We start from the raw sequence: 14,440 nt of genomic DNA, 5'->3' as shown, positions 1-14,440 counted from the left end.
TATTTATATAACTATTTCCACCCATATGTTCTGAATATAAGTAATAGTTGACAGAACTAGTCAACTATTACTTTTCCCACACTTGTTCTTCAGTTATAATACTTGAGTGTATTAGTCGGGTATATATTTGACTATTTTATAGGGTTATGTAAAATTGCGCGCAAATTTGTAAATAAGGCGCTATTTAGTGGTCCTACTAAATGATTTTACTTACTTACAATGTAACGTTTGAGAGCTGATTATGAAACTTACCTCAAAAGGTCGCTATGCGGTTACTGCTATGTTAGATGTAACTATTCATGCGGTATATGGACCCGTATCGTTGGCTGACATTTCAGAGCGACAAGGCATTTCTTTATCTTATTTAGAGCAGCTTTTCTCTCGTTTACGCAAACAAGGGCTGGTCACAAGTGTACGTGGCCCAGGTGGCGGATATCGATTAGGTAAGTGCTCAGCGCAAATTGCGGTAGCAGATGTGATCAGTGCCGTGAATGAGAGCGTTGATGCCACTAAATGTTCGGGCAAAGGCAATTGTCAAGGGGGTGAACAATGTTTAACTCACTCATTATGGCAAGGGCTTAGTCAACGCATTGAAGAGTTTTTACAAAATATCACCTTGTCTGAATTAGTTGCAAAACGTGATATTCAAACCGTTTCTCAAAGACAAGATGAACGACAAAATAATGGTCAAGCAAAAGATCTTGCTTTAGAGACCTTAATTACTACAAAGAATATAGCTCACGACTGGCAATAACCAGTCGTATTGATTTTAAATTGGAGAGAGTAAGCGAATGAAGCTTCCTATTTATTTTGATTATTCTGCTACTACGCCTGTTGATAAGCGCGTTGCAGAAAAAATGATGCAATATATGACAACAGAAGGTCATTTTGGTAATCCTGCTTCTCGTTCTCATAAGTTTGGTTGGCAAGCTGAAGAAGCGGTTGATATTGCACGCAATCAAATCGCAGATTTAATTAACGCTGATCCACGTGAGATTGTTTTCACTTCAGGCGCAACAGAGTCTGACAACCTTGCTATTAAAGGTGCTGCTAACTTTTATAATAAGAAAGGTAAGCACATCATCACCTGTAAAACTGAGCATAAAGCAGTTTTAGATACGTGTCGTGAATTAGAGCGTCAAGGATATGAAGTTACTTATTTAGATCCTGAAGAGAATGGTTTGATTGACTTAAATAAGCTCAATGAAGCTATGCGTGATGATACGATTCTTGTCAGCATTATGCACGTTAACAATGAAGTTGGTGTTATCCAAGATATTGCTGAAATTGGTGAAATGTGTCGCGCTCGTAAGATTATTTTCCACGTTGATGCCGCGCAAAGTGTTGGTAAAATCAACATAGACCTTCAACAGTTAAAGGTCGATTTATTATCAATATCAGCACATAAAATGTATGGTCCAAAAGGTATTGGTGCATTATATGTTCGCCGTAAGCCTCGCATTCGTTTAGAAGCTCAAATGCACGGCGGAGGTCATGAGCGTGGTATGCGTTCAGGTACTTTAGCGACACATCAAATTGTTGGTATGGGTGAAGCATGTCGTTTAGCGAAAGAAGAAATGGCACAAGATTTAGTGCATGTAACCGCAATGCGTGACCGTTTATGGGCTGGTATTAACACCATGGAACAAGTATTCATTAATGGTGATGTTGATAAACGTTATGCTGGCAACTTAAACGTTAGCTTTAACTTTGTTGAAGGTGAATCGTTGATTATGGCATTAAAAGATTTAGCCGTATCTTCAGGATCTGCTTGTACCTCAGCAAGTTTAGAACCTTCATATGTTTTACGTGCATTGGGTCTAAATGACGAAATGGCTCATAGCTCTATTCGTTTTAGCTTTGGCCGTTTTACCACGGAAGAAGAAGTTGATTACGCAATTGATTTAATCAAAAAATCTATTGGGCATCTTCGTGATATGTCACCACTTTGGGAAATGTACAAAGACGGTATTGATTTAGATTCTATTGAATGGGCTGCTCACTAATTAGCAGCATGAAATAAATTATTGCTAGTGGCTTCTGGAGAGCCGCTGGCTAAGGTTAGGAGAGTATTATGGCTTATAGTGAAAAAGTAATCGACCATTATGAAAACCCGCGTAATGTGGGGTCTTTAGATAAAAATGATCCATCGGTAGCTACCGGTATGGTTGGCGCACCAGCATGTGGTGATGTGATGAAATTGCAACTTAAAATATCTGATGAAGGTATTATTGAAGATGCAAAATTTAAAACTTACGGTTGTGGCTCTGCTATTGCTTCTAGTTCATTAGTTACTGAATGGGTTAAAGGTAAATCAATTGAAGAAGCGGGTGAAATTAAAAACACCGCAATAGCAGAAGAGTTAGCTTTACCACCAGTTAAGATTCATTGTTCTATTTTGGCGGAAGACGCTATTAAAGCAGCAATTGACGACTATCAAACAAAGCAAGGTAAGTAGCAGGAGTAGATCATGTCAGTAACCATGACACCAGCAGCTAATGAACGTGTTAAATCGTTTATGGCTAATCGAGGCAAAGGTCTTGGTTTACGTCTAGGTATCAAAACTACAGGGTGCTCAGGTTTAGCCTATGTCCTTGAGTTTGTAGATGATCTTAACGAAGATGATCAATTGTTCTCAATTGATGATGTTAATATTATTATTGACACGAAAAGCTTAGTTTACCTTGAAGGTATTGAATTAGACTTTGTAAAAGAAGGTCTAAATGAAGGCTTTAAATTTACCAACCCAAATGCCAAAGGCGAATGTGGTTGTGGTGAAAGCTTCAACGTTTAATTAGCTATTATATGATGTCATTTTAAAAAGTGTTCAATGAGTTTTTATTGGACACTTTTTACGTTAGTAATCCTGATGATTTCATAGGTTTTGCTGATCAGGCTCCATGCTTCTCTAAGAAAGAAATAATCTAATGAGTACACTTAATTATTTTGAATTACTAGATATGACCACAGGTTTTGATATTGATTTACCTCATCTTGCTGAGCAGTATCAAACTTTACAAAAGGCAGTGCATCCAGACAAGTTTGCTCATGCGTCGTCTCAAGAGCAGCTGCTTGCCGTACAAAAGTCAGCTCAAATTAATGATGCTTATCAAACCTTAAAAGAACCGTTAAAACGTGCTGAATACCTGCTTACCCTGCGCGGTGTTGATATGCCAAGCGAGCAAAATACCTTTGGCGATACACAGTTTTTAATGCGTCAAATGGAATTAAGGGAGATGCTAGAAGATATTAAACATGCTGACGATGTTGATGGTGCACTCTTTGCGGCACAAGAAGAGTTAGCGACAGAAAGCCAAGCTATTTTTACTTTGCTGCAACAGCAAATACATGAAAATACTTCAGCATCAAATCAGATGGCATGCGATAATTTACGTAAGTTGAAGTTTTACAAAAAACTCGATATTGAAGTTGAACGTTTAGAAGATTCATTATTTGATGATTAACTGATTAGTGCATCATTAATTAATAACTATTTCCCCTTAAATTGACAACCAAAGAACATAAAGAATAACCATGGCATTATTACAAATTGCAGAGCCCGGCCAAAGTACAGTTCCACACGAACATAGATTGGCCGCTGGTATAGATTTAGGCACTACTAACTCATTAATCGCCACTGTTCAAAGCGGTGAAGCGAGAACTTTAAGTGATGAAGAACAGCGCGATATATTACCTTCTATCGTCAGCTATCAAGAGAATAATGTATTGGTTGGCTATCAAGCACAGCAGCTTAGTGTTAAAGACGCAAAAAATACCATTACTTCGGCGAAACGCTTAATTGGCCGTTCTTTATCAGATATTCAAAGTAAATATCCTTCTTTACCTTATGACTTTTGTGGTGATGAAAACCACCCAGAGATTGTGACTAGACAAGGTAAAGTTAACCCTATTCAAGTTTCATCAGATATCCTAAAAACTTTAAATGCCCGTGCAGAATCAGCTTTAGGCGGTGAATTAACGGGTGTGGTTATCACTGTACCTGCTCATTTTGATGATGCACAACGACAAAGCACCAAAGACGCCGCTAAACTTGCTGGAGTTAATGTACTGCGTTTATTAAATGAGCCTACTGCTGCAGCAGTGGCTTATGGATTAGATTCAGGGCAAGAAGGGGTTATTGCTGTTTATGATTTAGGTGGCGGTACGTTTGATATTTCCATTTTGCGTTTGAATAAAGGGGTTTTTGAAGTATTGGCCACAGGCGGTGACTCCGCATTAGGTGGTGATGATTTTGATGTAGCCGTTGTTGATCACCTTATCGAACAAGCAGGATTAACAAGACCTTTCTCGCCAGAATTAGAGCGCCAATTAATGCAGCAAGCTTGTGCTGCCAAAGAAAAATTAACAACAGCTGATGTAGTAAATATCACTTTAGCTTTAGATAATGGCAATACTTGGCAAGGTGATTTAACGAAAGATACCTTTAACCAGTTGGTTTTATCATTAGTGAATAAAACGTTACGCGCTTGTCGACGAAGCTTAAAAGATGCCAATATTAGTGTTAATGAAGTTATTGAAGTTGTCATGGTTGGCGGTTCTACACGTGTTCCTTTAGTGAGAAGTGAAGTTGAAAAATACTTCAAGAAAACTCCGTTAACGTCGATAGACCCTGATAAAGTTGTCGCAATAGGAGCCGCAATTCAAGCCGATATATTAGCAGGTAATAAACCAGATAGTGACATGTTGCTGCTTGATGTTATCCCGCTTTCTCTTGGGTTAGAAACCATGGGTGGCCTAGTTGAAAAAGTTATCCCACGTAACACCACAATACCTGTGGCTAAAGCACAAGAATTTACCACCTTTAAAGATGGTCAAACGGCAATGGCTGTTCATGTTTTACAAGGTGAACGAGAATTAGTAGACGACTGTCGTTCATTAGCACGTTTTGAGTTGCGTGGTATTCCAGCGATGACAGCAGGTGCAGCTCATATTCGTGTAACCTTCAAAGTAGATGCTGATGGTTTGTTGTCTGTTTCAGCCATGGAAAAATCTACCAAAGTGGAATCAAGTATTGAAGTTAAGCCATCGTTTGGTTTAGACGACAGTAAAATTAGTCAAATGATCAAAGATTCAATGACCAATGCAAGCGAAGATATGCAAGCACGTATGTTAAAAGAGCAACAGGTTGAAGCTGCGAGAGTTATAGAGTCGGTTCAAGCAGCATTGGCAGATGACGGGCGCTTATTAAGTGCTGAAGAAGTAACAGTCATAGAAAACGATTTAAAAATGTTGGCTCAAACAAGCCAAGGTAACGATACCAAAGCAGTAGAAGATGCTATTGAAGTGGTTAATCAAAGTACGGCAGTTTTTGCCGAAAGACGAATGGATAGCTCGATAAGTAAAGCGCTATCAGGACAATCAGTAGATAAGGTTTAGTACACCATGCCAAAAATAATATTTTTACCTAACGAAGACTTATGCCCTGAAGGCGCTGTTGTTGAAGCAGAGAAAGGCGAAAGCGTACTGAACGTCGCTTTAAAAAACGATATTGGCATAGAGCACGCTTGTGAAAAAGTGTGTGCCTGTACTACATGTCACGTTATTATCAGAGAGGGTTTTGATTCTATTGAAGAAAGTGATGAGCTTGAAGATGACATGCTTGATAAAGCATGGGGTTTAGAACCTGATTCTCGTTTAGGCTGCCAAGCCATCGTTGCAGATGAAGATTTAGTAGTAGAGATTCCAAAGTATACGGTGAATATGGTCTCTGAAAGTCACTAGTTAGTTAACTAGATAAGTTTTTTAGAAAGGGCAATAACAGCGATGTTATTGCCCTTTTTTTGTTTATGATTGATATGGGCGTTATAGTTCTTTAACGCTATGCTTTTTCGTTTTAGATACCTAAGTCAATTCAAACTATAAGTATCGATAAATTATATTTTGGCGTTAGGAAACTGTTATATTTCTGAACATTAAGCCGCTACATAGCGGCTTTATAAAAAGTTACCTATTAAGGCTGATAATAAATCGGTGATGCAGGGCCTACAGGTAAGCCAAAACCAAAGACCCATACATAGAATAGTGTAACCCAGCCAACTAAGAATACGATACTGTAAGGCAGCATAGTCGCAACTAATGTACCTATGCCCACATCTTTTTTGTACTTAGCTGCAACGGCTAAAATCAAACCAAAATAACTCATCATTGGTGTGATCAAATTTGTTACTGAGTCCCCAATTCTATAGGCCGCTTGAATGGTTTCAGGTGCATAGCCAATTAACATTAACATTGGAACAAAAATAGGAGCTGTTGCTGCCCATTGCGCTGATGATGAGCCTAAACTTAAATTGATTAAGGCACACATTAAGATAAAGCCAATAAACACTTCTGGTCCGGTTAAGCTTAATGCTTGTAGTAGCGCTGCTCCTTTAATAGCGATGATCGTACCAAAATTTGTCCATTTAAAGAATGCAACAAATTGAGCTGCAAAAAATACCAATACAATATAAAGTCCCATCGAACTAATGCTTTTTGCCATTGCGTCAATAACATCACGATCATTTTTCATTGTGCCTACTACTTTTCCGTAAACAAAGCCCGGAATGGCGAAGGTAATGAAAATAAATGACACAATGCCTTTTAAAAAAGGCGAACCGGCAACTAAACCTGTTTCAGGATTACGTAATATCCCGTTTTCTGGCACGATACTTAGTGCTAATAAAGCACTCATTAGCAAGAAAGTCACTCCAGCCCAGCGGAGTCCTTTTTTCTCTAGTGGTGAAATTTTTTCAACCGTATTCTCTGATAGATCTATGCTGGCTTCACTTGGGTCATATTTACCTAAACGTGGTTCAACAATTTTTTCTGTAATTACGGTGCCTAAAATAGCAATGAGAAACGTTGAAACTATCATGAAGTACCAGTTGGCTTCAGCACCAACAACGTATGTAGGATCTATCATTTGTGCTGCTGGTGTGGTTATTCCAGCAAGTAACGGATCAATTGTGCCAAGTAGCAGGTTAGCGCTGTAGCCACCTGAAACCCCAGCAAATGCGGCTGCTAAGCCTGCAAGGGGGTGTCGGCCAAGGCTGTGAAATATCATTGCCGCTAAAGGAATGAGTACAACATAACCTAACTCGGATGCTGTATTTGATAAAATTGCCGCTAAAACTATCATAAAAGTAACAAGGCGTTTAGAGGCGCCCATTACCATATTTCGCATTGTCGCAGACAATAACCCTGAATGTTCGGCTACACTTACCCCTAATATAGCAACCAGCACGGTACCTAGTGGAGCAAAGCCTGTAAAGTTGGTGACCAAACCAGTAACAATTCGATGTAAGCCATCAATTGACAAAAGGCTAACCACTTCAATGACTCCATCAGGTGCTCTGCCTTTTGCGCCAATTGGTCGAGGATCTACAGCGCTAAGACCAAACCAATCTGCAATACCACTGCCAACGATTATGGCTACACAAAAAATAGCGAAAAGGGTAATAGGGTGTGGAAGTAGATTTCCAAGAAATTCAACAGTAGATAAAAAGCGATTAAACAAACCATTTTTATTTTCATTATTGGGATTGTTTTCAGTAACCGAAGAACTCATAAATTAGTTTTCTCACATTATTAATTTAGTGAGAGAAGATAGCATGAACTGCTCTGCTGCTCTAGTCGTATACTATTAGTAACTAGGTATCTTATTAATTAAGCCTTAAATGTTTCGTTGTATTTAAATAATTGATTTTTATTCAATGATGGGAAGTACGTCTAAAACCGTGGAAACTAAAGTCTATTTAACTGCTAAAACTACAGTATTACTTGAAGCATTCATTACTCAACTGGTCGCTGTTTTAAAAGCTTTCATCAATTTCGTTACGCTTTAGTGTTGAGTCGTTATTGCGCATTCAAAAAATCATGGCGATAAAACTGTTTAAACGCTTCTTTGTTAGTTTCTTCTGGCCACCAATGGTTCATCCTAGAAATAAAATCTGCTTGCTGACGCTGTTTTAATAATACTTTATTAACTTTTCCTATTACTGACTTACCCCAAGCGGTTTTGCTACAAGCTACACTGCCAAGGGTGTATTCGCTTAAACCCTTAATGGTAAATGAGCTGAAATCAGTACTTTGATGGTATGTTTGAAAGTAATTGAGTTCAAAGGGATAAGCAAAAGTAAAATCGATCCGATTTTTTTCAAGTAACCGAAATAGTCTAGTGTTGTCTTCAGCACTCATTTGGGCATGAGAGTAATTATTTTTTTGCTGCTTAATTGCTTCATCAATGAATGCACCATATGAGCGACCTTTTACCGTCGCAAATATTTGTCCACTCTTAAAAAGAGTTTTCAGTTCGATGGGTTCTTTAATGTTTTGTTCATTAGCCCGTTTTGTGGTCATAACTACTCGCATAGAAGGCGTAATTGTAACTGGAATAGAAAAGTATGCGTGTTGTTTTCTTTGCTTAGTAACAAATAACAAAGGGTGACAAATGTTCTTCCCAAGTTTCATATCATGAAATAATTTATCTAAAGCGCTGATTGATGTTAGGTGTTGATATTCATTAAGGTTCTCTATTAAAGAATCTCGTATTTGGTCGATAAAGCCCTGTCCTTGATAGGGACCATGCAAAATGGAAGCAGGAGGTCTATGGTCTGTTTGCCAATAAATAATACCCTCTTGAGCAGAAATAGTCGGAGTCATAACCAGCAGATAAACTAGTAATAGGCTTTTAAAAATGCGGTTTCTTTTATGGTAGTTGATAGGAAACATTAATATGAATTAACACCTCAAACGCGGCTATTTCTGATAATAATCATCTTATGAAAATAACTTTAGTCTTGCTAGTGGTCAAAATAAAGGTAATAGAGTATTGATAATGCCATGTAATAGTCAATTTTTACAAAAGTTAATGGAAACAGCTATTCACAAGAGTGATTTATCTGCGGATTGATAGTTATAAAGTTGTCTGTGGATTCTTTAATCGTCGCTATGAAAAAGGTGAGTGTTATTTTTATATACTACAGGTGAATAAAACGGACTGTTATTAATTCGAAAGAAAATTAAGTTAAAGTTGATTCGCTTAAACAGGCAAGAATAAAGCATTGTTTATGATGTTTATAACTTTAATATTGATTGCATTATTTATAAATAAGCGTTGAATCAAATAGCATGCTCTACATTTTCAGTATTTTTTCTCTTGAAATAACAACATGGTTTGAATGATAAAAACAATATGTGATGTGAAAGTAGCCAGAGTAAAAGTTTTATTTTAAAAAATTTTATGCCCTTATCAGTAATTAAAAAATACTCAACTATAATCAAATGTAACTTAGATGTAACCTCTCTAAATTCTTGGAGAATAGTTAGTGTTCTATTGTATATCTAAAAGACACAATAATTTTCAAATTAGACTTTTGTTAAGGAAATAATATGAAGTTTGTTCATAAAATTGCCGCGGCATCTTCAGCACTATTGATTATTACTATTACGTTATTGAATACCACGCAGTATTTGAACTTAAAGTCAGAATTAAATACCACAACCGATGAAAGTATCGTTGATATTGTTCACGGTGTAAAAAATACTATTGCAGCCGAACTTGCAGGTAAAAAAGCTATTGCAAATTATGCTACGTCAATAATTGAACAAAACCCTACACGAGAAAACATAACGCAAATAATAAGAATGCCTGATATAAAGGAAGCCTTCCTACTAATAGGTGGGGGTTATGAATCTGATGGCACTAATTTTAAGAGTAATCCTAATTGGGATCCCGGAGAAGGCTGGGACCCAAGAGTTCGTCCTTGGTATATTGAAGCTAAAAAGAAAAATCAACTCATAATCACTGAGCCATATGCTGATTCTGCAACAGGTGAAATATTGATTTCTATCGCGACTCCAATAAATCAGTCAAACAACTTCTTTGGTGCAATATTTTTTGATTTAAGTTTATCGAGTTTGTCTAAGCTAGTGAATAGTGTGAAATTATTTGATGCTGGCTATTTGTTTATTGTTTCTGAACAAGGCGTTGTTATTGCTCACCCTGAAGGGAAATATAATGGAAAGAAAATGTCGGAATTCTTGCCTAACTCTTCGATAAACACTGGCAAAATGAAATCAGTAATAATCAATGATGAGGAGTATGATCTTCGCTTTGTAAAAGTGCCGAATCAGGACTGGTATATTGGTGTATTGTTAAATGAAAAAGTAGCTCACCAATCTGTTTATACTATGAGAAATAATGCGATAGTTTATGGGGTAGTCGCCTTAATCATAAGTATTATCACACTAAGATACTTAATGCGAAAACTATTAAAACCGTTAGATGACCTAAATGATGCGATACAAGATGTGGCATCAGGTAATGGTGATTTGACGAAACGTTTATCAACAAAAACAGATAAAGAGTTTGCGGAACTTGCTTCAGGCTTTAACGTATTCACAGGTAACTTACAGGAACAAGTTAAACGATTGAAATCTTCAGGGAAAGATATACTCGAAGGCACTGAAATTACAGAGAGAGGGGCATCTCAATCAAACGAGGCTATGACAACTCAAATGCAAGAAATTGAACTTCTTGCTACCGCAATGCATGAAATGGCAACAACAGCTTCTGACGTTGCTGCTAATGCTCAAAATGCAGCTTCAGCTGCTCAAGAAGCTGAGGATTCGACTCAAATGGGATCCGATATTGTTAATAAAACGACAGAATCGATTAATGTCTTATCCGATAAGATTGAACAAGCCGTAAAAGATGTTGTGATATTAGAAGATGCTGCTCACAGTATTGAAACAATTTTGCAGGTTATTAATGATATTGCTGAGCAAACAAATTTACTCGCCTTAAATGCCGCAATTGAGGCTGCACGTGCTGGCGAGCAGGGAAGAGGTTTTGCTGTTGTTGCCGATGAAGTTAGAACCCTTGCTTCAAGAACTCAAGAGTCTACTACTGAAATAAGAACCATGATTGATAAGCTACAACAAGGCACATCTACTGTTTCACAAGCAATGAAATCAAGTCAGGATGCAGCAAGCGGCACCGTTGAACAAGCTGAGAAAACAGGTGCGGCACTGCATAGCATCTATGATGCAATTAAACTAATTAATGATATGAACATTCAAATTGCATCTGCTGCTGAAGAGCAAAGCTCTGTGGCGGAAGAAATAAACTCAAACACAGTTAAAATTAAAGATTTATCGAATTCAGTATCAGAGCATACCCATAGAACGAATGATGCTATTCAAATGCAAACAGTTAGTGTTAGAGAACAGAACGAAATATTGGATAAGTTTAAGGTTTAATTCGCTTGAATTATTGAGAATCATTTAAGTGAAAATTAACCATAATTAATAGTACTTTTGACCCAGGAGTCTAGGTATGTTGCTTAACAAATTTAGCTTGGCTTTAATCCTTTCATCTATGGCTTTTTCTGCAAATGCTAATACAACAGAAAAAGAAATTGAATTATTAAAGCAACAATTAAAAGCGATCAATGAAAAACTATTACAGCTAGAACAAAAAGAAAAATCTGAAAAAAACACTTTGCCTAAAAGTGAAAAAAATGAAGTTATAAAAGCAAAGGTTAATAATGCTTTTGTGCCTAATCGTGATGTGAAAGTCTATGCATCATTACGCCCAACTTTTGGGTATATAGATGAGTACGGCGAAAAGTTTTGGGATGTGCGTGATGCTCTGTCAAATGCAGGGTTAAAATCTACTTATAACTTTAAAGAGGGTTGGCAAGCGACTCTACATGGTGAGTGGAGTATTGATCTCTCTAACAATGCTGATTTTGGTAAAGCTAGACAAGTTTATGTCGCACTTGATAGCCCAATGGGTAAGTTTGGTATTGGTAAGCAACGCCCTGTCCAGTATACGTTTATAGCTGAGTATGTTGATATTTTTAACCATAGCAGAAGCCCATTCGCGTATGATCGTGAAAGTCCATTTTTTGTTAATAATTTAGTTACATATCAGAAAAAATATAATTATTTTACCTTTATGCTTGCAGGTCAGTTTGATGGTGCAGGTGGCAACGATAATGATGATTTTTTTAATGGCGGTATAAGTTATGATGTTGGAAATCTGCACTTAGGTGTGGGCTACATAAGTAAAGATGTATTAACTGATAATGATTTTACAGTGGGAGAAGACAAATTTTATGCTGCGTCTTTAGCCTACACTTTTGATAATGATTTATATATCGCTATGGCATATCAAGATGTTGATTATCAAAGGAATACATTAATAGACAGAGAGGGGCACACTTTTGATGTGAGTTTAGCTTACCCTATTAATCGTTTCTTTAAAGTGAAAACTGGCGTGTTTGACTTTGAAGATGGCTATAACGACATTCAAACTCAGGATCATCATGGCGCAAACTTGACATTTGAATGGTTACCCGCTGATAGTTTAAAATTTCATATAGAATACCTCTACCGAGATTTCGAACAAATGGCTGATTTTAGTTCTATTTCTGTTGGTTTTCGTTATGATTATGCTCAAACATGGAAATTTTAATTAATGTTCAATTTACACTCTGTATTTGTGTAAAAAGTACTCATTCGTTTGTCAGTATTTGCTAGGTAATCACTTAGCTTACTGAATATATTCAATGAAGGTACTCTTTATGAGGTGATATGAATAAGATACTTCTCGTTATAATTTTAAGCTTTTACTCTGTTTCAACTCAAGCGTGTAACGAACATGATGCCAAAACGCTTTTAAGTGAGCTGCAATGGCAAACAGAAGACTACCCACCATTTAATTTTCGTGATGAAACAGGCAGATTAGTTGGTATTTTTCCTGAAATATTATTGCTTGCCTATCAAGACCTCAATATTTCTTTGTACACAGAAGAGATAGATATTATTCCATGGGCAAGGCTATTGTTTAATATGAAGCATTACAGTAAGTATGCTGCTTTTTCTATGGTAACGACTAAAGAGCGGGCGATTGAATACCAATTATTGCCCTTACCTTTTGTTGTGAAGTCGTCCATTATGGTGCTCAAAGCAAATAAAAAAAAGTTTAAACAAAAGAATTTAGATGAATTAGCTATTGGTGTAGTTAGAGGCGATATAGGGCAAGCATTACTAGACAGAGAGAAAATCAAAGCGTTCCAAGTCGAAACCAACTCAGCGTTGAGTATGTTAAAAATGCTAAGTTTACAGCGTGTTGATGCTATTGCTTATGCTGAAGATGTTGCTTATTTTCAGTTTAATAAATTAGCCATTGAAAAAGATTCAATTGTACCTTTTATTTCATTAGATGAAGGATCGAATATCAATTTTGTTTTTCATAAAAGCATGCCAAAGTGTGCCATTGAATTATTAGCAAAAAGTATTGAAAAACTACATAAACAGGGAAAAGTGGACAAGATTAGAATGAAGTATATTCAATCATAATCAATAGTATAATCACTAAGCTCTATTAATCTAAATGATAGATGTGTAAGAATTCCTACTCATTACATGTTAAAGCAATAAAGTCTTCTCGTTGAAACAAGTTATCATATCTACTTTCTAAGTATTCAGTTTGAATAGTCCATTCATTAATCATATCTTTAAGCGTAATAAAACGTTTTAAAGGAGATGTATCCACTAAGACTTTAAGATCAATGATAGAACTGTTCATTCGTTGAACTATCATTTTATAGCGATCTTCTTGGTAATCGATAAGGGCACCAATTTCTGTGGCTAATTCAAAATTAGCATATACTAGATAACCAGATTCCCCAGCCAGTGTCCAAGCTGAATAACGAAGTGGTTCTGTTAGCAAAATTTCTTGAAATTGATTAAGTTGAATTTTTGTTTTTGATTCTGCTTTTAATTCAAAAATAGCGGCTTCTGAAAGAGATAACATCCCCTGTTGACGTGGAATATAATCATTTTTTAATAGCTCTTGATTAAAAATTAATTCTGACTTGACGTTACATAAAGCAATCATTGTACGATGTTCAATATCTTTATCTTCATCCCAGTCTTGCAGCGCGAAAGCAAGTAAAATACTCGCCCCAATAAATGCTGATTCAGCAAAAATCGCCCGCCACTTTATTGGAGAGTGTATATACTTCAATGGCATTTAAAAATCTCCCTTTCGTCAAGGCGTATATAGTGGCTTAAATTAACACGTCAGATACTTTTTCAAAAGTTTAATCTATTAGTTAATCTGAAGATTACTAAACAAGTCGTTATTATATAAATACGTATAGGTTAATAGTTCTAAAGAGTTAGGCATTTTGAGCGCTAAGTGGCAGGAGAAATATGGTAAGTGTTAATGCTATCTAGCTAAGACATTATTACGATAAAACTGTTTAAAAGTGGGCTTGTTTTTTTTCGGTCCACCAATGATTCATGGAGTCAAAAAAATCTGCTTGTTGGCGTTGTTTTAAAAGCATTCTATTAACCTTTTCTATAATTGATTTTCACTATTTATTTGAACACAGCTCAGTATTTACATGTAAAGTCTGAGTTGAAT

At 36.5% G+C, this 14,440-nt stretch carries 13 protein-coding genes; 10 read left to right on the top strand and 3 right to left on the bottom strand.

The window, feature by feature from the left end:
• The first annotated feature begins 241 nt into the window (after positions 1 to 241).
• The 7 genes from iscR to fdx all read left to right on the top strand — a co-directional run bounded on the left by iscR (position 242) and on the right by fdx (position 5,742).
• On the top strand, positions 242 to 754 hold the full coding sequence (gene iscR / locus EPA86_RS00830) for a Fe-S cluster assembly transcriptional regulator IscR (RefSeq protein ID WP_140600928.1): 513 nt from the start codon (positions 242 to 244) through the stop codon (positions 752 to 754).
• A 37-nt stretch (positions 755 to 791) separates the two neighbouring features.
• Complete coding sequence (locus EPA86_RS00825) at positions 792 to 2,006, top strand: IscS subfamily cysteine desulfurase (RefSeq protein WP_140600926.1); 1,215 nt, start codon at positions 792 to 794, stop codon at positions 2,004 to 2,006.
• Positions 2,007 to 2,074: 68 nt separating this feature from the next.
• Positions 2,075 to 2,458 carry a Fe-S cluster assembly scaffold IscU gene (gene iscU / locus EPA86_RS00820; protein WP_140600924.1) on the top strand — a complete coding sequence of 128 codons (384 nt, stop codon included), beginning with the start codon at positions 2,075 to 2,077 and terminating at the stop codon, positions 2,456 to 2,458.
• Between the two features lie 12 nt (positions 2,459 to 2,470).
• Positions 2,471 to 2,794: an iron-sulfur cluster assembly protein IscA gene (iscA, locus tag EPA86_RS00815; protein ID WP_118958114.1), complete on the top strand. Its 324-nt coding sequence runs from the start codon at positions 2,471 to 2,473 to the stop codon at positions 2,792 to 2,794.
• 133 nt (positions 2,795 to 2,927) lie between these two features.
• Positions 2,928 to 3,464, top strand: coding sequence for a co-chaperone HscB (hscB, locus tag EPA86_RS00810; RefSeq protein ID WP_140600922.1), 537 nt, complete (start codon positions 2,928 to 2,930; stop codon positions 3,462 to 3,464).
• A 70-nt stretch (positions 3,465 to 3,534) separates the two neighbouring features.
• On the top strand, positions 3,535 to 5,397 hold the full coding sequence (gene hscA, locus EPA86_RS00805; protein ID WP_140600920.1) for a Fe-S protein assembly chaperone HscA: 1,863 nt from the start codon (positions 3,535 to 3,537) through the stop codon (positions 5,395 to 5,397).
• Between the two features lie 6 nt (positions 5,398 to 5,403).
• A complete protein-coding gene (gene fdx, locus EPA86_RS00800; RefSeq protein WP_140600918.1) occupies positions 5,404 to 5,742 on the top strand; it encodes an ISC system 2Fe-2S type ferredoxin in 339 nt (112 codons plus the stop codon).
• A 229-nt stretch (positions 5,743 to 5,971) separates the two neighbouring features.
• Here the strand turns inward: fdx and EPA86_RS00795 are convergent, their stop codons facing one another.
• On the bottom strand, positions 5,972 to 7,567 hold the full coding sequence (locus tag EPA86_RS00795; protein ID WP_140600916.1) for an AbgT family transporter: 1,596 nt from the start codon (positions 7,565 to 7,567) through the stop codon (positions 5,972 to 5,974).
• A 287-nt stretch (positions 7,568 to 7,854) separates the two neighbouring features.
• Positions 7,855 to 8,661 carry a TIGR02285 family protein gene (locus EPA86_RS00790; RefSeq protein ID WP_170309522.1) on the bottom strand — a complete coding sequence of 269 codons (807 nt, stop codon included), beginning with the start codon at positions 8,659 to 8,661 and terminating at the stop codon, positions 7,855 to 7,857.
• Between the two features lie 729 nt (positions 8,662 to 9,390).
• On the opposite strand from EPA86_RS00790, the gene EPA86_RS00785 reads away from it, so the two are divergent.
• The 3 genes from EPA86_RS00785 to EPA86_RS00775 all read left to right on the top strand — a co-directional run bounded on the left by EPA86_RS00785 (position 9,391) and on the right by EPA86_RS00775 (position 13,368).
• A complete protein-coding gene (locus tag EPA86_RS00785; RefSeq protein ID WP_140600912.1) occupies positions 9,391 to 11,262 on the top strand; it encodes a methyl-accepting chemotaxis protein in 1,872 nt (623 codons plus the stop codon).
• Between the two features lie 76 nt (positions 11,263 to 11,338).
• Positions 11,339 to 12,481 carry a porin gene (locus tag EPA86_RS00780; RefSeq protein WP_140600910.1) on the top strand — a complete coding sequence of 381 codons (1,143 nt, stop codon included), beginning with the start codon at positions 11,339 to 11,341 and terminating at the stop codon, positions 12,479 to 12,481.
• A gap of 119 nt (positions 12,482 to 12,600) precedes the next feature.
• Positions 12,601 to 13,368 (top strand): substrate-binding periplasmic protein, encoded by a 768-nt coding sequence (locus EPA86_RS00775; protein ID WP_140600908.1) that lies wholly within the window; start codon positions 12,601 to 12,603, stop codon positions 13,366 to 13,368.
• Positions 13,369 to 13,423: 55 nt separating this feature from the next.
• Here the strand turns inward: EPA86_RS00775 and EPA86_RS00770 are convergent, their stop codons facing one another.
• Positions 13,424 to 14,044, bottom strand: coding sequence for a hypothetical protein (locus EPA86_RS00770; RefSeq protein WP_140600906.1), 621 nt, complete (start codon positions 14,042 to 14,044; stop codon positions 13,424 to 13,426).
• Positions 14,045 to 14,440: the final 396 nt, after the last annotated feature.

Source organism: Litorilituus lipolyticus, assembly GCF_006439335.1.
Taxonomy (GTDB): domain Bacteria; phylum Pseudomonadota; class Gammaproteobacteria; order Enterobacterales; family Alteromonadaceae; genus Colwellia; species Colwellia lipolytica.
The sequence above is the reverse complement of the archived record's forward strand: the minus strand, read 5'-3'. Positions and strand labels throughout refer to the sequence as shown.

Bases quoted from the DNA above. Each gene is read 5' to 3' on its own strand.
- iscA (WP_118958114.1), top strand. From the start codon at position 2,471: ATGTCAGTAACCATGACACCAGCAGCTAATGAACGTGTTAAATCGTTT.
- fdx (WP_140600918.1), top strand. From the start codon at position 5,404: ATGCCAAAAATAATATTTTTACCTAACGAAGACTTATGCCCTGAAGGC.
- EPA86_RS00785 (WP_140600912.1), top strand. From the start codon at position 9,391: ATGAAGTTTGTTCATAAAATTGCCGCGGCATCTTCAGCACTATTGATT.
- EPA86_RS00795 (WP_140600916.1), bottom strand. From the start codon at position 7,567: ATGAGTTCTTCGGTTACTGAAAACAATCCCAATAATGAAAATAAAAAT.
- EPA86_RS00775 (WP_140600908.1), top strand. From the start codon at position 12,601: ATGAATAAGATACTTCTCGTTATAATTTTAAGCTTTTACTCTGTTTCA.
- hscB (WP_140600922.1), top strand. From the start codon at position 2,928: ATGAGTACACTTAATTATTTTGAATTACTAGATATGACCACAGGTTTT.
- iscR (WP_140600928.1), top strand. From the start codon at position 242: ATGAAACTTACCTCAAAAGGTCGCTATGCGGTTACTGCTATGTTAGAT.
- EPA86_RS00825 (WP_140600926.1), top strand. From the start codon at position 792: ATGAAGCTTCCTATTTATTTTGATTATTCTGCTACTACGCCTGTTGAT.
- hscA (WP_140600920.1), top strand. From the start codon at position 3,535: ATGGCATTATTACAAATTGCAGAGCCCGGCCAAAGTACAGTTCCACAC.
- EPA86_RS00770 (WP_140600906.1), bottom strand. From the start codon at position 14,044: ATGCCATTGAAGTATATACACTCTCCAATAAAGTGGCGGGCGATTTTT.
- EPA86_RS00780 (WP_140600910.1), top strand. From the start codon at position 11,339: ATGTTGCTTAACAAATTTAGCTTGGCTTTAATCCTTTCATCTATGGCT.
- EPA86_RS00790 (WP_170309522.1), bottom strand. From the start codon at position 8,661: ATGACTCCGACTATTTCTGCTCAAGAGGGTATTATTTATTGGCAAACA.
- iscU (WP_140600924.1), top strand. From the start codon at position 2,075: ATGGCTTATAGTGAAAAAGTAATCGACCATTATGAAAACCCGCGTAAT.